Source organism: Chryseobacterium daeguense DSM 19388 (genome assembly GCF_000430825.1).
GTDB classification, from domain to species: domain Bacteria; phylum Bacteroidota; class Bacteroidia; order Flavobacteriales; family Weeksellaceae; genus Chryseobacterium; species Chryseobacterium daeguense.
This window is the reverse complement of the sequence record NZ_AUMT01000002.1, coordinates 316383-338138: the sequence shown is the minus strand read 5'-3', so window position 1 is coordinate 338138 and position 21756 is coordinate 316383. Positions and strand designations below refer to the sequence as shown.

Genomic DNA, 21756 nt, shown 5'->3' with positions numbered 1-21756 from the left:
TTGATATGGAAACACAAAAGTTTAGTTATGACAACAATATTGTCCGGGCATTTCTTTATGCGACCGTAGTTTTCGGGATCATAGGGTTTTTGTTTGGGCTTACAGCAGCATTAATGCTTTTCTATCCGGAGCTTCCAGAGTTCTTCTTTGGAACGGATGATACTACCATCCAGAGTTTGAGAAGCGGGGACATCCAGGGACTTATAAATTCTCAGGGTGCATTTGGATTCGGTAGAATCAGGATGTTGCATACTACGACTGTAATTTTTGCTTTCGTATGTAATAGTGTTTTTGTAGGGGTGTATTATTCTTTACAAAGACTATTAAAAACAAGAATGTATAGTGATACTTTGTCTTGGATCCATTTCTGGACATGGCAAATTATGATTATCGCTGCTTATATTACATTCTTCATGGGAATCAATACTTCAAAAGAATACGCTGAGCACGAGTGGCCTATTGATATTCTTATTGCATTTTCATGGGTTATCTTCGGAGCGAATATGTTCCTGACTATCGCGAAGAGAAGAGTAAGACACTTATATGTAGCGATCTGGTTCTTTATCGGAACATGGATTGCGGTGGTAATGCTTCATATTTTCAACAACCTTGAGGTTCCTTTATCTTTCACAGGATGGAAATCATATTCAGCTTATGCAGGGGTAAAAGACGCTATTGTACAATGGTGGTATGGCCACAATGCAGTTGCATTTATCTTAACAACGCCGGTTCTTGGTTTGATGTATTATTTCTTACCAAAAGCTGCGGACAGACCGGTTTTCTCTTATAAACTGTCTATTATTCACTTCTGGTCATTAATTTTCGTATATATCTGGGCTGGTCCTCACCACCTTCAGTATACTGCTTTACCAGCTTGGGCTCAGGCTGTGGGAACGGGTTTCTCCATCATGCTTATTGCACCATCTTGGGGAGGAATGCTGAACGGGCTTCTTACATTAAGAGGAGCTTGGGATAAGGTAAGAGAAAATCCTATTTTGAAGTTCTTTGTAGTAGCAGTTACCTGCTATGGTATGGCAACTTTCGAAGGTCCTTTATTGGCAACAAAAAACATTAATAAAATCGGTCACTTTACAGACTGGGTTATTGGTCACGTACACTTAGGTGCACTTGGATGGAATGGTTTCATGGCATTCGGGGTGATCTATTATCTGATCCCAATCCTGTGGAGAACGAAACTATATTCTACCAGAATGGCAAACTGGCATTTCTGGCTGGGAACACTGGGTATTATCTTCTACGCAGTACCAATGTATATCTCAGGATTTACTCAAGGATTAATGTGGAAGCAGTTCAACCCGGACGGAACTTTAGTTTGGAAAAACTGGCTGGATACAGTAACAGCAATCATTCCTTACTTTAAAATGAGATTCTTAGGAGGATTCTTCTACCTTTGCGGGGCAATCTTAATGGTTGTCAACCTTGTTGCAACGGTAAGAAAAGGATCATTCCAGAAAAATGTACCTACAGAAGCACCGGCATTGGCAAATATCAGCGGGAAACGTAAAGAAGGAGAAGGTACTCACCTTTGGCTGGAAAGAACACCAATGTTATTAGGTATCTTATCTTTATTAACAATCTCAATCGGTAGTATGGTGGAAATTATTCCTACCCTTTCACTTAAGAAAAGTGTACCTACCATTTCAGCAGTAAAACCATATTCTCCACTGGAATTAGAAGGTAGAGATCTTTATATCAGAGAAGGATGTAATGCTTGTCACTCGCAGATGGTAAGACCATTCAGAGATGAGATTACAAGATTCAACGGTAAAAACGGACAGTATTCTAAAGCAGGAGAATTTGTTTATGACAGACCATTCCTTTGGGGATCGAAGAGAACAGGACCTGATTTACACAGAGAAGGTGGTAAAAACCCAAGCTCTTGGCATTACAAGCACATGTATAACCCGAGATCTACTTCTGCAGGGTCTATCATGCCGCGTTACCCTTGGTTAATTGCAAATAATCTTGACAGATCTAAAATGGTAGACAAAATGAAGTTAATGAAAAACTCATTCGACGTACCTTATACAAAAGCTGAAATAGATTCTGCAAACTCATGGGCAGATAATCAGGCATCAAAAATCGTAAGAGATATCTTCTCTGAAGCAAGCGACCTTAAAGAAGCTTATGCTAAGAGACCTAAAGGAGAACTTGAGAAAAAAGAAATTGTAGCTCTTATCTCTTATCTGCAAAGATTAGGAACCGATATCAAAACAACAGAAATAAAAACAGCAAGTAACAACTAAAAACATTAAAAGGTTCACATCATGATACCTCAGAACTTTAAAGATATATTATCCAATACAGAAAATGCTGGCTTTTACCAGACGTTGGCTCTGATTTTCTTTATGTTTTTCTTCGTGGCTTTAGTAATCTATGTTTTTAGCAGACCTAAAAAATATTACAAGGAAGAAGAGGAAGCACCTCTGCAGGATGACGAAAATGATGACGATTTTAATTTAAAAAATTAAACTACTTATTATGAAACAAAGAACACCGGTTGTTGTAAACATTTTAATAATAATTGGACTTTTAATAGTTTTTTATTATCTGTTTGTACAAAGTTATGCTTTCTTAGGATCACCATATTTCTGGGGAACTGTAGTAATTGCTGGTATTTTAGCATATATCCACAGTGCCATCGGGGATTTGATTGAAAATAATAAATTCAAAAAATTATCTCCGGAAGAAAAAGCAGCTTATCTGGCTGAGAAAAAAGTTCCTTACTTTAAAAGATTATATAACGCTGCATTCAAAAAACAATCTGCAGCTGAAGAAAAAGATATCCTTATCGACCATGGTTTCGATGGAATTATGGAGCTTGATAATGCATTACCAAAATGGTGGGTAGGATTATTTTATTTTGGGACCGCTTTTTGTATTGTTTATGTTGCAGCCTATTCTTTCACAGATTTCGCGCATCCTTTGAGCGAATATGAGCAGGAATATAAGGAGCAGCTGGCGAGCATTGAAGAGTACCAGAAATCTCAGCCGCCTGTAACAATTGAAACAGCAAAATATTCAGCTGACAACATTGCAGAAGGAAAAGAATTATTTAAAACAAACTGTGCATCTTGTCACAAGGAAGACGGTAGCGGTGGTATCGGGCCAAACCTTACTGATAACTACTGGATCAACCAGCCGGAGAAAACATTATTTAAGACTGTTTTCCACATGGACTGGAATGGTTCTCCTACCAACCCTGCGATGAGACCATTCGGGAAAAACGGCGAGGTTTCCGGTGCTGAAATTGAAAAAATTGCAGCGTATGTATACCACATTAACCAGGAACTTCCTCCGGTAACACAAGATAAAGGTGGTGCTGCCCCTCAGGGAACCGAAGCGCATTGGGAAAAAGAATAATTAATTTTAAATAAAATTAAAAACCATATGAAAAACATAATTTGTTATTAGAAAAAAAATAGTAACGAATTATGTTTTTCTTTTTTTAAATACTTACTAAAAATGTCAGAAATAGAAGAAACAGAAGTACGAGGCGGACAGGGACAGGTTCTGGACCCTGAGACTTACAGAGATTCTATAGGGACAATGGATCAATCCGGTAAACGGAAATGGGTATATCCAAGAAAGCCAAAAGGCAGATATACCAACTATAGATATCTTGTAAGCTATATTTTACTAATCATTTATTTTGCGATGCCATTCATCACGATCAATGGCAATCCATTAATATTATTTAATGTGATAGACAGAGAGTTTTTCATTTTCGGGCAACCCTTCTATCCACAGGATTTTTTCATCCTTACCCTTGGAGCTATTGCTTCTTTGATATTTATTATTGTGTTTACGATTGCTTTCGGTAGAATTTTCTGCGGATGGATTTGTCCTCAGACAATTTTCCTTGAAATGATTTTCCGTAAAATAGAGTATGCTATTGAAGGAGACAGAAACAAGCAAATGAAGCTCGACAGACAGGAGTGGAACAGCGAAAAAATCTGGAAAAGAGGTCTGAAATGGACAATTTACGTCATTATTTCATTAATTATTACCCACTTTATGCTGATGTATATCGTAGGGTATAAGGAGATTTTCAGGATTATCTCTGAAGGGCCTTTTGCGCATCCCACCAATTTTATTGTAATGGTTCTTTTTACTGCAGCGTTTTATTTCGTATTCGCATGGTTCAGAGAACAGGTTTGCACGTTGGTATGTCCTTACGGAAGATTGCAGGGAGTTTTGATTGATAAAGATACTATCAATGTTTTTTACGATTTTAAAAGAGGGGAAAACAGAGCAAAATGGAGAAAAGGCGAAGACAGGAAAGCAGCAGGAAAAGGAGACTGTATCGATTGCCACCAGTGCGTAGTAGTATGCCCTACCGGAATTGATATTAGGGATGGACAGCAGCTGGAATGTGTAAACTGTACAGCCTGTATTGACGCCTGTGACGAAGTAATGGAAAAAGTGGGTCTTCCGAAAGGGCTGATCAGATATGCATCTGAAAATGAGATTGAAAAAGAAACAGACTTCAAATTTACGGGAAGAATGAAAGGTTTTGCCTTATTCCTGGTACTTTTAGTAGGATTCCTTGGATATCTTCTTTATAACAGAGGCGAAATGGAAGCAAAATTCATCAAGCCTGCAGGAAGCACATTCTTTGTAAGAGACGGTAAGATCACCAATACCTACAATTATACCTTCCTGAATAAAACGAACGATAAAAAGATTGTAACCATTAAAGTAATTGAGCCTAAGCATGGTGAAGTAATCTACAGTGCATCCAGCAAAATCCCTGTAGAAAGAGACAAGATCACAAAAGGAACCATCAATATCAGCTTCCCGGAAAGTGAAATGAATCTTTCCAAACAAAATATTACCATCGGGGTTTATGATATGAAGGGAAAACTGGTGGATTCTTACCAGACTTATTTTGAAGGACCATTTAAATTACAATTTTAATTCAGAAAAATGAAAAACTTTAGTTGGGGACACGGTGTTGTAATTGCATTATTTGCATTCATTATTTTTATACTATCCATGCTGTTTCTTTTCCCGAACGGGCAAAAAAACTCAGAAATGGTAACAGATAATTATTATGAAGAAGAATTAAAATACCAGGATGTAATTGATGCTAAAAAAAGAGCTGACGAGCTGCAGGAAAAACCAGCATACAGCCAGGATAAAGCAGGAATTAAGATAACTTTCCCGAAAGATTACGACAATTCCAATACTACGGTAAAATTTGTTTTAAACAGAACCGACGATCAGAACCTTGATATACATAAATCTGTGCAGCTTGATGCCAATAAATCTTTTCTAATTCCTGCCCAGGTTTTAAAAATGGGTAACTATACGTTGAGACTCACTTGGACCAGAGACAAAACAGACTACAGAATGGATTATGATGTGATATGGAAATAGCACTTATTGTATCAGCCATTGGTTTAGGTTTCGCTTCCGGATTCCACTGTATCGGGATGTGCGGGCCTATTGCCCTGTCGATGGGATTAACAAAGAAGCAGGCCACCAATTATTACCTTCAGAACCTTACCTATCAATTCGGAAGGATCTTTACGTATTCGCTTTTGGGAGCTGTTTTAGGAATCATCGGTGAAGGTTTTGAAATGGCTGGTTTTCAGAAATATCTTACCATTGCTGTGGGAGTTTTGCTCATCATAATGGCCGTATCTTCATTTGGAGGAAAAGATTTTGTTTCAAAAATCCCTTTCTTTTCTAAATTTTTATTTAAAGTTAAGTCAAATTTGGGCAGGCTTTTACAAAAAGCAGATTACCGCTCAAGATTTACCACAGGTTTACTGAATGGCTTCCTACCCTGCGGAATGGTTTATATGGCTCTAACGGCAAGCCTTGCAAGCGGAGGAATCTGGCAGGGGGCTTTATATATGGCTTTATTTGGGTTGGGAACACTTCCATTCATGTTTGCGATAGTTTTGCTCGGAAACCTTATGAATCAGGCTTTCAGGGTAAAAGTACTGAAAGTAATTCCTGTAGTAATGATCATTTTAGGAGGATTATTTATTGTGAGGGGCCTTGAACTCGGAATTCCTTATATTTCGCCAAGAGCAGAAGCAATGACTGTCTCCAAAGATAACAATGGCCAATGCCATCTTCCCGGAGATCACAGCACACACAGCCATAGCACCAATTGTCATTAACTAATAGAACATACCATGAAAAAGATTTTATTTTTATTAATCATCAGCATTTTTATTTTGCAGTCGTGTTCCGTAAATTCGGAAATTACTTATCATAAAGATTCGGCTTCTACTACTATTACTAATATTGATATGAAAGAAGCTATGACGATGATGAAATCCATGATCCCGGACTCTGCAAAAACAGATGAAAAAGGCTTTGACGAGCTTGAAAAGATGCCGAGAACATGGACCAGTCTTTATGAATGGGAAAAGCAAGAAGGCAAGCTTAAAACCACCAATCCGGATTCCATCAAAATCATGAAAAAAATCTTTATGAAGTCAAATTTTGATAAAGACGAGCTTGCAGGAATTTCTATGAAAATGGATCATTTTACCAAAGAGGATTACAAAACCGTGGGTGCGATGTCAAGAGACGAAAAACTGCCCATCGATCAGATGGCAATGAACTCATGGGACGGGAAAACCTTAATTATAGACACCGAAAAACTTAGTCTGGACGGCGTTAAAGATATTCTTGCCACAAAAGGTGTTTCAGGACAAGTTTCCGAAACCTCTTTGAGCACTCTGAAAATGATGTATAAAGAAATCGGAACTACATTAAAATTTGAAAATAAAATAAAATCCATTTCAGGAAAGCACGACTGGATCACAAAAGCAGATGATTATTCGAAAATAAATTACGACCTGGATTATCTCTTCGGCGAAGAAAAGGATAAAAAACCTTTGAAAAACGCTGACAAGAAAATTACCGTAATTACAGAATAAAACAACAAAACCCTCCAATTCCAGAGGGTTTTTATTTATCTAAAATAATTCAATTTTAATTAATCAAATCAAATCTCGCATATTCAGCAATCTTCTTCGGAAGCTTTATCCCTTGTGCTGTCTGATTATTTTCCAATAAAGCAGCCATAATTCTTGGCAAAGCCATTGCAGAACCGTTTAGTGTGTGAACTAACTGAGATTTTCCGTCCGCCTTGTAACGGCATTTCAATCTGTTTGCCTGGAAGGTTTCAAAATTAGAAACAGAGCTTACTTCAAGCCACATTTCCTGGGCTGCGCTCCACACCTCAAAATCATACGTCATGGCAGATGCAAAACCAGTATCTCCACCACAAAGCCTTAATACGCGGTAAGGCAATTCAAGATCAGTTAAAATTTCTTTGATATGCTCTACCATTTCTTCCAAAACTGCGTAAGAATTTTCAGGCTTCTCGATTCTTACGATTTCTACTTTTTCAAACTGGTGAAGACGGTTCAGACCTCTTACATGAGCTCCGTAGCTTCCCGCTTCTCTTCTGTAACATTGGGAAAAAGCCGTATTTTTAACCGGAAGATCCTTTTCATCAAATAAAACATCGCGGTAAAGATTCGTTACCGGAACTTCCGCAGTGGGAATCAAATAAAGATCATCAGCCTGAATGTAATACATCTGGCCTTCTTTATCCGGCAATTGTCCCGTTCCATAACCTGAAGCTTCATTTACAACGTGAGGAGGATTCACTTCCATGTACCCTTTTTCAACATTTTTATCTAGAAAATACTGAACCAGCGCTCTCTGTAACCTTGCTCCTTTTCCAAGATAAACCGGAAAACCGGCACCGGCAATTTTTACACCCAGTTCAAAATCGATAAGGTTGTATTTTTTTGCCAACTCCCAGTGAGGAATTGCCCCTTCGCCAAGACCTGCCACATCATGGGACTGATAAATAATTTCATTATCATCAGCAGATGCACCGTTTTTTACCAATTCATTCGGGATGTTAGGAAGCTTGTATAAAATATCCAGTAATTCCTTTTCTTTTAGGTCTAATTGAGATTGTAATTCTTTACTCGACTCTTTATATTGTGCTGTTTTAGATTTTGCGGATTCTGCTTCTTCTTTTTTTCCTTCTTTCATCAGCATTCCTATTTCTTTCGAGATTTTATTGATCTCGGAAAGCTGGGAATCCAATTCAAACTGAATTTTTTTTCTTTGTTCGTCAGTAGCAATAGCCTCGTCTACCAACCCAAGATTCTTGAATTGTCTTTTCTTAAGACCTTCTAAAACGCGCTCTTTATTGTCGCGCAAAAAATTGACTTGTAACATTTTATTTAGATGTTAGTTATTAGAATGTTGAGCATCAAATGTCAACAGTTTTGCAAATGTATAAATTATTTTATGATCGTAACTACGTTTGATGCACCTGGCTCTTTAGTAAATCTCAGCGTATCATTATAATACACTTTCGAGACTTCAAAAACTGTTGGGGTCCAGCGATACTGGATTTCCAGCTCATCATTGATGGTGTCCAGAATAGTATTATTCAGTCTTTTAATCATTGAAACCGTAATGACCGAGTGATACGTTTTATTGTTTGGATCCAGTGTGTCCAGTCCTACTCTTTTGGCTCCTGCAATGTATTCAATAAAAAGCGTGGAGTCTGCCGTAGCTTTTAGAGAGCTGCTTACAGGCGCATTGTCTGAGGTGCCATTTACATCATTCATGGAATAAGTAAAATAAGTAGTATCCTTTTTTTTATGGAAAAGATCTCTCCCCGCACTGTTTTTCATATAAATATTCAAGATCTGATCAATTTTCTGCAAATCTTCATCCTCACCCGTTCTGCAGCTGAGAAAGGCACAAAAAATTACCAGAAATCCAAAAACAATATTCTTCATGTCCAACAAAGATAAAAACTTATTTTAAATTCTTTTATCTAAAGCTTAAAGGTTTAGTCTTAATTTTTCTTTATTATTTTATTGAAAAGAATTCTAATCTCAGACTTTGAAAGGATAAAATCCCGGATATGAAAATCTGTTATCTTATAAAACCTCCAGAAAAGCAATGCAGAAGACAGAATATAGGAAACAGAAGTAATTACACATGCCCCCGGGATTCCCCATCTCGGAATAATATAAAAAGAAGAAATTACGGTGAAAACAAGCCCTATCATTGACTTTACATTTAAAATCCTCAATTTATTGATTCCTGCAAAATAATACCCAACAATATTGCTTGTTGCTATCGCCAGAATTCCCGGCGAAAGAAGCAATACAATTTCTTTTGTCTGGCTAAAATCTTTTCCGAAAATCATGGAATATACCTGTGAAGGCATCAGCAGCATAATGATGATAAATAATAAGGTGATCAAAAAGCTGATTCTCAAAGAAACCTTTGTTTTCTCAATAGCTTCATTTGTGTTTTTATTATTTACCACATCCGCGTAAAGTACAACTGAGAGACTACGGCTCACAGTCCAGACTGCTTCTGAAAACGCAACCCCGATGGAGAAAATACCTACACTTACAATTCCTTTAAAATATTCAAGAAAATAGAATGACAGTCTGTTATTTAAGAACTGTAAAAAACCACTCAATTGTGTTTTCCAGCCATAATCGAATAACTTACTCCAAACTTCCCTCGAAAACGAAATATTTTTAAAATCACAAAGTCTCAGCACCTGAGAAGAACTGATTAAAAAAAGAACGCAAAAACAGCTGATCTGGGCAATAAAATAAGAAGTAACAGAAGTAATTTTAATGATGTAAACAATGACAACAATGAATAAAATATGAACCAACTGCTGTAAAACAGTATATAAATTAAACATTTTAATGTTCTGCTGTCCTACAAATAAATTCACATTGGCGGCCAGAAGCGAAGAAAAAATAGAAAGTAAAATCAAATATCCGGAATATTCTGAAGCATGATTTAAGCTTAAGATCAAAGGAATTAAAAGCCCGATTGCAATAGACCATAGATAAGCAAACGGTAAAATTTCCTCCGTTTTGAACTTTGAAGCGAAATAACTCATGCTGCTTCCTACAAAAACATTGGCAAAAAAACTGATGATCGTAAGGTCTGCGATAACTATGGAAATCACCCCTTTCCCTTCGCTGCCCCACATATTGGTAGAATAAATCACCAATCCGAAATTTAATAATAAAATTAAAAATCTGGATGCAAAGGTTTTAAGAATAGCAGACTTCATGTTATGGCATTGAGTTTTTGATGAAGTTTACAAAAGAATCTTTAATAAGGTTCCAGTTGTATTTCTTTTCATATTCCTTTCTTGCATTTTGGGCGTGCAGAGAATATAATTCCGGATTTATGAGATAATTAAGAATAATTTCCGAAATCTGTTCAGCATTTTCAGGATCAACCAAATATCCAAATTTTGAAACGTCCACATGCTGCCTGGTTGCTTTCAAATCTGTATAAATTACAGGCTTTCCAGAGCCAGCATAGTAAAATATTTTAATGGGAAGACAATGGTGGTTTTCATAATTTAAACTACGCAGGTCAAAGCAGATATCTGCTTCTGAATAAGCCTCAGTAAAGGTTTCAAATGAGGTTGACCTTCCTATTCTTATATCTTCAAATTTATATTTATCAATAAGATTTTGAAAGTATTTTTCATCTTTTTCTTTTCTGGCACCTCCAATTAATAAAATAGAAATATGTAAATCCGGTTTTTTTCTCCTCAAGTTATCAACTGCCGCAAAAAAATTTCCAATTCCTTTTTCTTCTGAAAACTGGCCTGTGTAGCAAAGTGATATAGCATTCGGTTTTAATTTGTTTATATGCTGATAAATATATTGATCGTCAGGATAATAAGAAGAAATAATTCTTTTCTTAAACGGGAAAAAATAAGCTAAAGGAAACTTCTTTGTCTCTTCTCCAAATATAAAATGAGTGCTTATCCAGCCGGCATATAACTGAATCAGGAAAAATTTAATTGCATGAATGATATTTAAAGGAAAGGAAAAATTTTCGACCATCCGCATTGAAGGATACCATTCCGTAATATCATAGAAAACATTTATTTTTTTATTTTTCCTGAAGTTTTTGGTAGCAATTACCGCTAAAGGCTCAGAACAGATGATACTATCCGGTTGAAATGAATCGCAGACTCTTTCGAAAACTTTTGTTTTCTCTTCCGTGCTTTTTTCGAGAACAGGATAAGACTCCACATCAATTCCGTCTATAACACCCTGAAAATCCGATGAGAGACTGCAAATTTTAACCTGACAACCTGAATTTTTCAATGCTTTTGCCTGATGATAAAAGATTCTATCATCATCATATCTGTGGGCTGTAGTTAAAAAAAGGATTTTAGGCATTTGCTTTTTTCTCCCCCGAAGAGGAATTTCTACAAATATAGTTTTAAAACGAAAAAAGTGGAACTGCTTCCACTTTTATTTATTGATTTACTGTAAATTTATTTAATTCCAGCCGCCCAGCTTCTCTCAAAGGGCAAAAGGAAGTTACCCAAAAACTCCAGATAGGTATTTTTAGAAAAATCAAAAACCTGGATATCTTTAGAAATTTCGCCGTTTCTTACTTTTGACTTAAAATCTATAAGCTTCATGGTTTTTACTTCTCCATTTTCGATGAAGCTCGCTTTCATTCTGTCGAATAATCCCAATTGATATTCCTCATCAATTTCTCTCATCACTTTTCCCAACGCATCAATGCTGCAGCCGGAAGCCATTTCTTTTTCTTCATCCACACAGATGATGATAAACTGATTTTTTTCAATTTTAAAAGATGATGAAAGCGGTTTTCCGTGTGCTGCCCAAGTCGACAAAAAGTCGAATAATTTTTCTGTAATTGCTTTGGCTTCCTTAGTTTCCAAAGGCCTTGATGCAGGATATATGATTACTCTGTAGTCGTTTGCTTCTACTATATTTGATTCTTCAATCTTCATTTCTGATACATTTAAAGTTCAAAATTACACAATTTTCCTGAGTTTAAAGCCATTATACTTTTTACTTAAAGCATATAAAAATAGGATTAATAGCATCATAATTAAGCCAAAGAAAAATCTTAACCCTGCGGAATGTGGAAAAAATAAAAATTTAATATAAATATTTACGAAAATCAAAAGCGCGCAGGTTCTTATCCATGAGTCTTTTGAAAAATAAAATGTTAATCCTAAAAGTCCGACAGCCGTCAGGGTAACTTTTTTGAAATAAATAATCTTAATAAAAAGTATATCTAAATATTCTTTCATACTAAAGTTTGGCGGAGGACCCGAAATGAATGCACGTCTTTGTATGAAAGTGTCATAAAACAGATGTTTCCATCCCGGATAATTAAAAAGCTTAATAATCGTAAAATATAAAAGTAAAATAATGACTCCTTGAATGACAAGAGTCAAATCTAATTTTTTATTTTTAAAATATCCGTAAACAAACAGAACCGCTAAATAACTTAAGGTAAAGGGTACATAATCCGGTCTTGTAAAAGTAATAGCAAAAAGAATGATGAACATGATCCATTTACCCCAATTTTTAAGGAACCCAATCATGAAAATCAATAAAAACTGGAAGATAAACATATCAGGTGTGGCCACTCGTGACATATAAGTCATAGGCGGCAAAACCATTATTCCTACCGTTAAAAAGCTTGTAAGCAGGTAATTTTCAGGGAAAATAATTTTTAAAGCAAAAAACAACAGCAATCCTGAAAAAAAATAAGAAATGGCACTCAAAACGATAACTGAATCCGGTGATGAGAATCCTAATTCATACATGACAAGAATTGCCAGATTATAGCCCACTTTAATCTGAAAATAAGGAAGTTGCTCCATGAAAGATTGGGTATTGGTCGCAAAAGACTGCCTTATTTTATCCTGTACCGGGAGTGTCCCTAAAATATCTCTGTACTCCGTCTCAGGTGCATCTTTTTTAATCTCCTGATAAGTAAGTACCCGGATTTTATCTGGAGAATCAGGAAATTTTAAATTATATAAACAGCCAATGTAGCCAGGCATATCCCAATCGTACACCCTGTTTTTATAGTTCCAAAAGCTGAGAATCGCAATAGCTGTTACTATAAAAAAAAAGGAAACCCTCCATTGTGCTTTCATGGATACCAATTCGGTTGATCGTCTTATAAATTATAAATCTTCCGCTTCAGCAAGAAGTTCCACGATATCTTTTACAGCTACTTCTGTATTTTTATTAAAATGTTTGACACCATCGGTAAGCATCGTATTGCAGAACGGGCAACCCGTAGCAATTACTTTTGGCTCAAAGGACAATGCTTCTTCCGTTCTTTCTATATTGATGTCTTTATTTCCTTTTTCCGGTTCTTTAAACATTTGGGCACCTCCTGCTCCACAGCAAAGACCGTTTGTTTTGCAGCGTTTCATTTCTACAAGCTCGGCATCCAGCTTTTCCAGCAGAACTCTTGGAGCTTCATATTCGTCATTTGCCCTTCCAAGATAACATGGATCATGGAAAGTAATCTTTTTTCCTTTGAAGGCTCCACCTTCAATTTTCAAACGTCCTTCCTCCATCAGTTTTTTAAGGAACTGTGTATGATGAATTACTTCAAAATTCCCTCCAAGGCTCGGATATTCGTTTTTAAGAGTATTAAAACAGTGTGGGCAGGCCGTTACAATCTTTTTTACTTCATAAGCGTTCAGAACTTCAATGTTCGTTAAGGCCATCATCTGGAAAACGAACTCATTTCCGGCGCGTTTTGCAGGATCTCCCGTACAGCTTTCTTCCTGTCCCAGAACAGCAAATTCTACCCCTATTTTATTTAATATTTTGCAAAATGCTTTCGTAATCTTTTTGGCGCGGTCATCAAAACTTCCCGCACAGCCAACCCAAAACAAAACTTCAGGTGATTTTCCTTCGGCAGCATATTCTGCCATTGTTTTAATTTGCATTTTCTTTCTGTTTAATTAAAAAATCAGCATAATATTCTTTAGCCGTTTTCATGACCTCTGCTGAAACAATTGATATGAACAAAGGATTGGCCTCATCATAATTGATATATTTCCAGATATTCCCTGTAGACTTATCATTAACCGCAATGATCATACTCTCTTTGCTTAGTTCCAAAGTACTGTCATCTACAAACTTTGATTTCATACCCTGAAGCTCCATCATATTCGTCATCATTTTCTTCTTTTCATCATCAAACTTTTCTTTCAGAAAAGACATTTTCATATTCATCGGGTAGGTAACAAAAGCATACTTCCCTTTTTCTTTTGTATTATAAACTTCAGAAACTTTAAATGCAGCAGGATTGATATCAGCAATATCCATTTTAAACTCTTCATCCCCTTCCAGCATTGACTTAAAAGCATTAATTAAATCCTGTTTATTTACCTTGTCAAAAAGCGCAGGATGAGTAAGATCCATAATTCCATCGTAGTTCTTATTCTTTAATAAAGACATGAATGAATTGGAATCTTCAAGAATTTTTTTCTGATCTGAAGTCTGTGCCATCAGCAATGATACACACATCAACAAAAAAACTGCAAGTATGTTTTTCATAATGGTTTTATTTAATCATTTGCCCAATTCAGACGGTCTGCCTGGTTATACTGCCAAGGTGCGGCATTATTTTCAACATTCGTCATCATCAGGTTGAGCTCCTGAGGTGCAGCAGACTGCTCCATTACCAGGAATCTTCTCATATCAAAGATGATAGAAAGCGGATCAAGCAATACAGGGCAGGCCTCTGTACATGCATTACAAGTGGTACAAGCCCAAAGTTCTTCTTTTGTGATATAATCGTTTAGAAGCTTCCTTCCGTCGTCTACAAACTTCCCGTTTTGGTCAATGTTTTTTCCAACTTCTTCCAGACGGTCTCTTGTTTTCATTAAAATTAATCTCGGGGAAAGTTTTTTTCCGGTAATATTTGCCGGGCAAACTGCTGTACAACGTCCACATTCTGTGCAGGAATAAGCATTCAGCAATTGAACCTGATTCAGATCAAAAATATCTTCTGCACCAAACTTCGAAGGTGCTTCTTCCGCCTGTCCTTCAGCCGGAGCAGCATAAGGATCTGCATTGGGATCCATCATCAGCTTGATTTCTTTGGTAACAGATTCAAGGTTATTGAATTTCCCTTTTTTCTCCAAATTAGCGTACCAAGTACTTGGAAAGGCTAAGATAATATGTAAATGTTTAGAATAATAAAGATAGTTCATGAAGAACAAAATCCCTACAAAGTGGAACCACCACGCTGCTCTTTCTACAAAAACTAAAAAGCCATTATCAAAACTGAATACTTCAAAAAACGGCACAAAAGTCATCTGGCTTACAGGAAAGCTTCCATGTGCATGAAGAACACCTCTTTGCTGCAAAATCCAGTCGGTGGAGTTCATAGTAAGAAAAGCCATCATTAAGGCAAATTCTATGATAAGAATCCAGTTGGCATCCTGTTTTGGCCATCCGAAAAGCTCCTTCATCGTTAATCTTTTCACCCCGTAAAAATTTCTACGGATAAAGAATGTTACCACCCCTATTATCACTAACAGGGCTAAAATTTCAAGCGTAGACGTAAAGAAGCTGTAAAAGCCATCTCCAAGAACAGTTGCTAAAAATCTATGTGTCCCGAAAATTCCGTCAACAATGATTTCAATAAGTTCTATATTAATAATAATAAAACCTACATAAACGAAAAGGTGCAAAATCCCTGCAACAGGTCTTTTTGACATTTTGCTTTGTCCCATTGCCACTCTGGCCATGGTTTCCCAACGCTCACCTTTCCTGTCGTTTCTGTTGATTTCACGTCCTAATCTGATGTTTCTGTATATCTTCTGAAGACTTTTTGCAAACAGCCCAAAACCTGCAACTAATAAAATCAGAAAAAGAATATTATCGATATATTGCATGGCCAGTGTATTAGTCTTTGTTATTCTTACCAAATACCGAGAAATTAATGTATCTCTTCGGATTTGCTTTCATATCTTCAATTAATGAATTCAGATTGGTAGAGGCGGAATTCAGATTGTTGTAAAGCTGCTCATCTTTCATTAATTTTCCTAAACTACCTTCCCCATTGTTAATTCCTGCTACTACCTGGTTAAGCTTTCCAACGGTAACATCTAGGTTAGCAATCGCAGCATTCAGTTTCTGAGTATCGATGCTTTCTGCAAGATTTCCGTATTTATCAAGGGTTACTTTACCGCTTTGCATAGTAAGGCTTGCATCATCCAGTACTTTCTGAAGTTTAGGGTCATTGTGTCCTACCAAAGTATTTACGCTTCCTGCGGTAGTCTGCAGCGCGCTTACTGTTTTATTAAGATTTGAAAGCAAAGCTTTAATTTCTGCTCTGTTCTGCTCATCAACAATTCTGTTTGCATTAGACATTAATGAGTCTACACGGTATAAAACAGTCTGCAATTGATCTTTAACCGGCCCTACCTGCGAAGAAAGGCTTCCCAGCGTTCCCAGCTTGAAGGCTCCTTTCAGAGTATCTCCGTCTTTTGCTGTCGGCCCGCCGTACATGAGGTTAATTCTCATTTCTTTTCCTGACATTAATCCCGGCTCAAAAATTTCCAGTGTGGAATTTTTTGAAAACTCAAAATTATTATCTACAGTAATTTTAACAAGAAAATCAATTTTCCCGTCTTTATCTGTATGAGGAATGATTTTGTCAACCTGCCCTACCTTCAAACCATTGATGGAAACAGGAGATGATTGCGCTAATCCTTCTACATTATCATATTTTGCGTAAAATATATTATCTGTGGTAAAAAGGCTTCTGCCCTTCATAAATTGGAATAATACTACAAAACCAACAATAGCTAAAAGTGCGATTACACCAGCTTTTAATTCTTTACTGAACTTCACTTGCTAAATTTTTTCTAATGAGCAAATATACTACATTTAAATTAATGTTTTTCTTTATTGCTCTGCATTACACACAAAAAAAGTGGCAAAAATTCTGCCACTTTCATTATTTATAAAATTAATTTTTTACTGTTGCTGAGAACCCATTTTGTCCCAGATTTCTATTCTGTAATCATCGATATCAGAATTGTCCTGCAGGCTCTTTAACCAAGACTGGCCAAACATTCCTGCATTTCTCTGGCTGATAGATTCTGTAAATTGCTTAATATCTCCAGGCTGCTTGTTTACGATTTCATTCTTTTTAACTAAAACATAAACCCCTGTTCCTCCCTCAATTGGGTTAGAAATCTTACCTTTTGCAACACCAAATGCTGCTCCGGCAACTTTAGGCTCCATGGCACCTGCAACTGACGGGCTCAATAGGTTTACCTGTGCAGATTGTTTTGTAGTTCCAAACTGCTTAGCAATCTGATCAAGGCTTCCGGCTTTACCAATTTTTTCAGAAATCTGTTTTGCAGCTAATTTATTTTTAACCACCACTTCAATCTGATCTCTTACAGATTCCGGATCTGCCGTTCCTCTTTCCTGCTTACCGTTAAGATAGACTACAATTCTGTCTCCGGTTCCGTCTACATTAAATAATTCAGTATCTCCTTTCTCTCTTTTTTTATCAAAAGCCCAAGCTAAAATATCTGCATCTTTATCTGTTCCAAGACCTTGGATCTGACCATCAAATCTTTTTGCCTGTTTTGGATTGGAGAACTGATAGTTTCCTTTTTTAGCAATATTCACAAAATCGTTGAAAGACTTTCCCTGAACCTGCTGAACGAATCTGCTTGCTTTTTTATTAACATCAGCTTCCGTAGCTTCAGACGGCTTAATTGCTTTCACAAGGTTAGCAACTTTATAGCCCATTGCTCCCGGTTTTTTATCTTCTATATTAATGATATGGTACCCGAACTGAGTCTCCACAACACCTGTAGCACCTTTAGGATTATTAGCTAAATAAGTTAAGAACTCAGGAACGAAAGGCGTTTCCGGAGTTGTCCATCCAAGGCTACCACCCTGAGCAGCAGAATTTGGATCGTTTGATAACTTAAGGAATTCTGTGAATTTACCAGGATTGGCTTTTACAATAGCTCCGATAGAATCTGCTAGTTTTTTAGCCTGTTCTTTAGATCTTGAAACACCTTCTCCCGCAGGGCTTCCTTTAAATGCAATAAGAATATGTCTTGACAATGTAGAATCCGAAGTCTTTTTATCCAAAAGTTTAGAAACTACATAGAAGTTTTGTTCTTTGTAAGGTCCGAACGTCTGCCCGATCGCAGCAGTAGTGATCTGCCCCTGAATAGTCTGTGGCAATTGGTTTGGCTTCAAATACTGATTATTAAAAGGCATATCAGAATTTGCCATTACGAACATTGAGTCGTTAGTAGTGTTTTGGAAGTTTTCCGCACCTCCGCTTGCATCAGTTCCTGCTGAGAATAGTTTAGTAATTTCTTTCTGAGCCGCTGCATCATCTGCTGCACTTGGCTGAGAAGGAAAATAAACAACACCTATGTTTCTGCTTGGTTCCGCTTTGAACATTACAGGATGCTGCTTAATATAATTTGCTAAATCTTCAGTAGTAACTTTGATATTATTTTTTTGAAGGTAAGCTGCGTAATCAATTTTAACAAAATCGATTTCGGCAAGCTGATCTCTCTGCTTCATAAGCTCTTCAGCTTCTTTTTTCCCGGTAGTAATACCCTGAGAAATATTAGCAAAAACCTGTCTTGCCATCAATCTGTACTCGATTGACTTTCTGGTTTTCAACCATTGGTTGTAACCTTCCGGGCTTGCAGCCTTCATTTCTTCGATCTGTTTTTTAAGCTCCTGAGTTTTGAAATTCCCTTTCTCGTCAAAGAACTGCTTTTGCTGTGCAAACATCTGATCATACTGGATCTGATTCCAGAAATAATCTTCCGTCATCTCAAAGCCCATTTTCTCAAACTGCTGTTTGATAAGCTTTGACTGCACAAGCAACTGCCAAGCCTGCTCCTCAAGACCGGCCTTCGGCTGACCTTGCTGGTCGGCCTGCTGCTGCAGCACAAAAAGTTGATCATTAAACTCTTCGCGGGTAATTTTCTCACCATTTACTTTTCCTAAAACATCAGGATTTTTACCAAAAACCTTATCAATACTATCGGGATTCACTAAGAACGCCAAAAGCGCCAGTGCAATTACTCCCATCAAAAGCCAAGGTCTACTCCTAATTTGTCCTAAAATTGCCATTATATATATTATAGTTTTTTATCAGTGTGCGAAAATACACATTTTTAAGAAATTACGGAAATCAAAGACCTTTTTTTAATTTTTTAAAATTTTATTTTTACAAAAAAGGAAATTTTGACCATATTTTTTATCAAAAAATGAATGGCATAAGTCTTGTGCCATAAAGCATACCTTAATATGCTGCCCGTTTTTAAAGCATATTATAAAATTTCACGTTAACGAATTAACACGATAATGACAATTTGTCATTCGATTTACTATGACAGAATTTGAAGATATAAGTTTAGAAGAAATGATAAGCGACGGATTTGATATTGTTGCTGAAGAGATCAGCCTTTCTGATCTTTCGGAAACAGAAAAAAATTCTGAGCAAAAGATATTCCCTATCCTTCCGGTAAGAAATATGGTGATGTTCCCCAATGTGGTCATCCCGATTACTGCAGGAAGAAAAGCATCCATACAGCTCCTGGAAGAAGCCCAGAAAAACGGAGACCTGATAGGAATTGTAAGCCAAAAAAATTCTGATCTGGAACAGCCTCATGAGAAAGATCTTTACCAAATAGGTACTTTAGCGAAAATCATCAAGATCATTAAGCTTCCTGAAGGCAATATTACAGCCATCACCAAAGGATTTTACAGATTCAAGATTAAAAAAATTGTTGAAACCCAGCCGTATTTCAAAGCTGAAATCAATAAATTAAAAGACGGAAAGGCAAAAAACAAGGAAGAATACGAAGCATTACTGGAAAACGTAAAAGATCTTGCTTTAAAAATCATAGAGCTCGATCCAAACATCCCGAACGCGGCCAATTTTGCTATAAAAAACATCAACAATAATGATGATTTATTAAATTTCATCTGCACGAACGCTAATTTCCCATCCATCGAAAAGCAAAAGCTGCTTGAAGAAAAAAGCCTGATGGAAAGAGCCAACAAATGTTATGAAATGATGCATGAAGATTTCAGAAAACTGGAATTGAGAAATCAGATTCATCAGAAAACTTCAAAGGATCTGGACAAACAGCAGAGAGAATATTTTTTAAATCAACAGATCAGAACCATTCAGGAAGAATTGGGCGGCGGACCGGAAAGCGACGTTGAAGACCTCATAAAAAAAGCCCGTGAAAAGAAATGGAATGATGAAGTAGAAGAACATTTCCAAAAGGAAATCAACAGGTTACAGCGTCAGAATCCAAACTCACCGGACTATAATGTTCAGAGAAATTATCTTGATTTCTTTACAGATCTTCCGTGGGAAACCTATACAGAAGACGTTTTTGATATTGCAAAAGCCGAAAAGATTTTAGACAAAGCTCATTTCGGGTTAGAAGATATTAAGAAAAGGATTTTGGAGCACATGGCTGTTTTAAAGTTAAAAAACAACATGAAATCCCCTATTCTTCTGTTGGTAGGGCCTCCGGGAGTAGGTAAAACTTCTTTGGGAAAATCTATTGCAGATGCCCTCGGAAGAAAATATGTAAGGCTGTCTCTGGGCGGGCTTCATGATGAAAGTGAAATCCGTGGTCACAGGAAAACATACATTGGGGCAATGGCGGGAAGAATTCTTCAGTCCATCAAAAAATCCGGAACTTCCAATCCTGTAATTGTACTGGATGAAATGGACAAAATCGGGCAGGGATTACACGGTGACCCAAGTTCTGCACTTTTAGAAGTTCTTGATCCTGAACAAAATAAGTCATTCTACGATAATTTCCTGGAAATGGGTTACGATTTGTCTAAAGTACTCTTTATTGCAACAGCAAATTCACTTTCAACCATCCAGACTCCGTTATTGGACAGAACGGAAATCATCCAGATTGCGGGTTATACTCTGGAAGAAAAAATTGAGATCGCAAAAAGACATTTAATTAAAAAACAGCAGGAAGAAAATGGTTTGGATTCAAAATCATTCAAGCTTGGAAATGCTGAATTAAAGCACATTATAGAAGCCCACACTTCAGAAAGCGGTGTAAGAACCCTTGAAAAGAGAATTGCGGGAATTGCCCGATGGGTAGCCCTGCAGACAGCTTTAGTAAAAGAATATGATTCAAAAATTTCGATTGAAAAAATTGATGAGATTCTGGGAGTTCCAAGACCAAAAAGCTTGTCAGAAATCACCGGAGTTCCGGGTGTGGTGACAGGTCTTGCCTGGACAAGCGTAGGCGGAGATATCTTATTCATTGAAAGCATTTTAAGCAACGGAAAAGGTGCTTTAACCATGACCGGTAACCTGGGAACAGTGATGAAAGAGTCCGCAACCATTGCTTTGGAATATATTAAAGCAAAATATGATGAACTGGGAATTTCTCAGGATGATATCGAAAAGAAAAATATCCACGTCCACGTTCCGGAAGGGGCAACTCCAAAAGACGGACCTTCAGCGGGTATTGCCATGCTGACATCCATGGTGTCTTCCTATAAAAATAAAAAAGTAAAACCTCATCTTGCGATGACCGGCGAAATTACCTTAAGAGGAAAAGTACTTCCTGTAGGCGGAATTAAAGAAAAACTACTGGCCGCAACAAGAGCCGGAATTAAAGATGTTATTCTTTGTGAAGCCAACAGAAAAGATGTAGAGGAAATTAAAAAAGATTACCTTAAAAACCTTAAAGTACATTATGTCAACAGAATGGAAGAGGTCATTGATATTGCCATCGAAAAATAATTCATAACATATTAACATTCTCAATAAAAAGAAACCACGTTCCAGAATCTGGGACGTGGTTTTGATTAT

19 protein-coding genes are annotated in these 21756 nt (G+C 36.8%); 8 read left to right on the top strand and 11 right to left on the bottom strand.

Annotated features, from left to right (window positions below; all coding sequences use genetic code 11):
- The first annotated feature begins 5 nt into the window (after positions 1–5).
- The 7 genes from ccoN (at position 6) to H560_RS0104015 (ending at position 6926) form a co-directional block, all read left to right on the top strand.
- Entirely contained in the window at positions 6–2267 is a 2262-nt protein-coding gene (gene ccoN, locus H560_RS0104045) for a cytochrome-c oxidase, cbb3-type subunit I (protein WP_027378851.1), read from the top strand.
- Between the two features lie 21 nt (positions 2268–2288).
- Complete coding sequence (locus H560_RS0104040; protein ID WP_027378850.1) at positions 2289–2492, top strand: cbb3-type cytochrome oxidase subunit 3; 204 nt, start codon at positions 2289–2291, stop codon at positions 2490–2492.
- Between the two features lie 10 nt (positions 2493–2502).
- A complete protein-coding gene (locus H560_RS0104035) occupies positions 2503–3384 on the top strand; it encodes a cbb3-type cytochrome c oxidase N-terminal domain-containing protein (RefSeq protein WP_027378849.1) in 882 nt (293 codons plus the stop codon).
- A 102-nt stretch (positions 3385–3486) separates the two neighbouring features.
- The gene (gene ccoG, locus H560_RS0104030; protein ID WP_034752169.1) at positions 3487–4941 is read left to right on the top strand and encodes a cytochrome c oxidase accessory protein CcoG; all 1455 of its coding nucleotides are present in this window, start codon (positions 3487–3489) and stop codon (positions 4939–4941) included.
- A 9-nt stretch (positions 4942–4950) separates the two neighbouring features.
- Positions 4951–5403 (top strand): FixH family protein, encoded by a 453-nt coding sequence (locus H560_RS0104025; protein ID WP_027378847.1) that lies wholly within the window; start codon positions 4951–4953, stop codon positions 5401–5403.
- On the top strand, positions 5394–6158 hold the full coding sequence (locus tag H560_RS0104020) for a sulfite exporter TauE/SafE family protein (protein ID WP_027378846.1): 765 nt from the start codon (positions 5394–5396) through the stop codon (positions 6156–6158). The genes H560_RS0104025 and H560_RS0104020 overlap by 10 nt, the downstream gene beginning before the upstream one ends.
- Positions 6159–6173: 15 nt before the next feature.
- The gene (locus tag H560_RS0104015) at positions 6174–6926 is read left to right on the top strand and encodes a hypothetical protein (RefSeq protein WP_027378845.1); all 753 of its coding nucleotides are present in this window, start codon (positions 6174–6176) and stop codon (positions 6924–6926) included.
- 55 nt (positions 6927–6981) lie between these two features.
- Here the strand turns inward: H560_RS0104015 and serS are convergent, their stop codons facing one another.
- From serS to H560_RS0103960, 11 genes are all read right to left on the bottom strand, one after another.
- Entirely contained in the window at positions 6982–8250 is a 1269-nt protein-coding gene (gene serS, locus H560_RS0104010; RefSeq protein ID WP_027378844.1) for a serine--tRNA ligase, read from the bottom strand.
- 65 nt (positions 8251–8315) lie between these two features.
- The gene (locus H560_RS0104005; protein WP_027378843.1) at positions 8316–8822 is read right to left on the bottom strand and encodes a hypothetical protein; all 507 of its coding nucleotides are present in this window, start codon (positions 8820–8822) and stop codon (positions 8316–8318) included.
- Between the two features lie 59 nt (positions 8823–8881).
- Positions 8882–10135, bottom strand: a complete 1254-nt coding sequence (locus H560_RS0104000) for an MATE family efflux transporter (RefSeq protein ID WP_027378842.1) — start codon at positions 10133–10135, stop codon at positions 8882–8884.
- Between the two features lies 1 nt (position 10136).
- Positions 10137–11267 carry a glycosyltransferase gene (locus H560_RS0103995; RefSeq protein ID WP_027378841.1) on the bottom strand — a complete coding sequence of 377 codons (1131 nt, stop codon included), beginning with the start codon at positions 11265–11267 and terminating at the stop codon, positions 10137–10139.
- A gap of 98 nt (positions 11268–11365) precedes the next feature.
- A complete protein-coding gene (locus H560_RS0103990; RefSeq protein WP_027378840.1) occupies positions 11366–11854 on the bottom strand; it encodes a hypothetical protein in 489 nt (162 codons plus the stop codon).
- A 24-nt stretch (positions 11855–11878) separates the two neighbouring features.
- Positions 11879–13018, bottom strand: coding sequence for a hypothetical protein (locus tag H560_RS0103985; RefSeq protein ID WP_027378839.1), 1140 nt, complete (start codon positions 13016–13018; stop codon positions 11879–11881).
- A gap of 30 nt (positions 13019–13048) precedes the next feature.
- Positions 13049–13828 carry a (Fe-S)-binding protein gene (locus H560_RS0103980; protein WP_034752167.1) on the bottom strand — a complete coding sequence of 260 codons (780 nt, stop codon included), beginning with the start codon at positions 13826–13828 and terminating at the stop codon, positions 13049–13051.
- Positions 13818–14441 carry a hypothetical protein gene (locus H560_RS0103975; RefSeq protein WP_155844953.1) on the bottom strand — a complete coding sequence of 208 codons (624 nt, stop codon included), beginning with the start codon at positions 14439–14441 and terminating at the stop codon, positions 13818–13820. Before H560_RS0103975 ends, H560_RS0103980 begins: the two co-directional genes overlap by 11 nt.
- Positions 14442–14452: 11 nt before the next feature.
- A complete protein-coding gene (locus tag H560_RS0103970; RefSeq protein ID WP_027378836.1) occupies positions 14453–15787 on the bottom strand; it encodes a (Fe-S)-binding protein in 1335 nt (444 codons plus the stop codon).
- A gap of 10 nt (positions 15788–15797) precedes the next feature.
- Positions 15798–16748, bottom strand: a complete 951-nt coding sequence (locus H560_RS0103965) for an MlaD family protein (protein WP_027378835.1) — start codon at positions 16746–16748, stop codon at positions 15798–15800.
- A 126-nt stretch (positions 16749–16874) separates the two neighbouring features.
- A complete protein-coding gene (locus tag H560_RS0103960; RefSeq protein ID WP_027378834.1) occupies positions 16875–19022 on the bottom strand; it encodes a peptidylprolyl isomerase in 2148 nt (715 codons plus the stop codon).
- 259 nt (positions 19023–19281) lie between these two features.
- Between H560_RS0103960 and lon the strand changes: the two genes are divergently transcribed.
- Positions 19282–21687 (top strand): endopeptidase La, encoded by a 2406-nt coding sequence (gene lon, locus H560_RS0103955; protein ID WP_027378833.1) that lies wholly within the window; start codon positions 19282–19284, stop codon positions 21685–21687.
- Positions 21688–21756 lie beyond the last annotated feature (69 nt).

Coding starts and splice junctions, on each gene's coding strand:
- ccoN (WP_027378851.1), top strand. CDS start 6: ATGGAAACACAAAAGTTTAGTTATGACAACAATATTGTCCGGGCATTT.
- H560_RS0104040 (WP_027378850.1), top strand. CDS start 2,289: ATGATACCTCAGAACTTTAAAGATATATTATCCAATACAGAAAATGCT.
- H560_RS0104035 (WP_027378849.1), top strand. CDS start 2,503: ATGAAACAAAGAACACCGGTTGTTGTAAACATTTTAATAATAATTGGA.
- ccoG (WP_034752169.1), top strand. CDS start 3,487: ATGTCAGAAATAGAAGAAACAGAAGTACGAGGCGGACAGGGACAGGTT.
- H560_RS0104025 (WP_027378847.1), top strand. CDS start 4,951: ATGAAAAACTTTAGTTGGGGACACGGTGTTGTAATTGCATTATTTGCA.
- H560_RS0104020 (WP_027378846.1), top strand. CDS start 5,394: ATGGAAATAGCACTTATTGTATCAGCCATTGGTTTAGGTTTCGCTTCC.
- H560_RS0104015 (WP_027378845.1), top strand. CDS start 6,174: ATGAAAAAGATTTTATTTTTATTAATCATCAGCATTTTTATTTTGCAG.
- serS (WP_027378844.1), bottom strand. CDS start 8,250: ATGTTACAAGTCAATTTTTTGCGCGACAATAAAGAGCGCGTTTTAGAA.
- H560_RS0104005 (WP_027378843.1), bottom strand. CDS start 8,822: ATGAAGAATATTGTTTTTGGATTTCTGGTAATTTTTTGTGCCTTTCTC.
- H560_RS0104000 (WP_027378842.1), bottom strand. CDS start 10,135: ATGAAGTCTGCTATTCTTAAAACCTTTGCATCCAGATTTTTAATTTTA.
- H560_RS0103995 (WP_027378841.1), bottom strand. CDS start 11,267: ATGCCTAAAATCCTTTTTTTAACTACAGCCCACAGATATGATGATGAT.
- H560_RS0103990 (WP_027378840.1), bottom strand. CDS start 11,854: ATGAAGATTGAAGAATCAAATATAGTAGAAGCAAACGACTACAGAGTA.
- H560_RS0103985 (WP_027378839.1), bottom strand. CDS start 13,018: ATGAAAGCACAATGGAGGGTTTCCTTTTTTTTTATAGTAACAGCTATT.
- H560_RS0103980 (WP_034752167.1), bottom strand. CDS start 13,828: ATGCAAATTAAAACAATGGCAGAATATGCTGCCGAAGGAAAATCACCT.
- H560_RS0103975 (WP_155844953.1), bottom strand. CDS start 14,441: ATGAAAAACATACTTGCAGTTTTTTTGTTGATGTGTGTATCATTGCTG.
- H560_RS0103970 (WP_027378836.1), bottom strand. CDS start 15,787: ATGCAATATATCGATAATATTCTTTTTCTGATTTTATTAGTTGCAGGT.
- H560_RS0103960 (WP_027378834.1), bottom strand. CDS start 19,022: ATGGCAATTTTAGGACAAATTAGGAGTAGACCTTGGCTTTTGATGGGA.
- lon (WP_027378833.1), top strand. CDS start 19,282: ATGACAGAATTTGAAGATATAAGTTTAGAAGAAATGATAAGCGACGGA.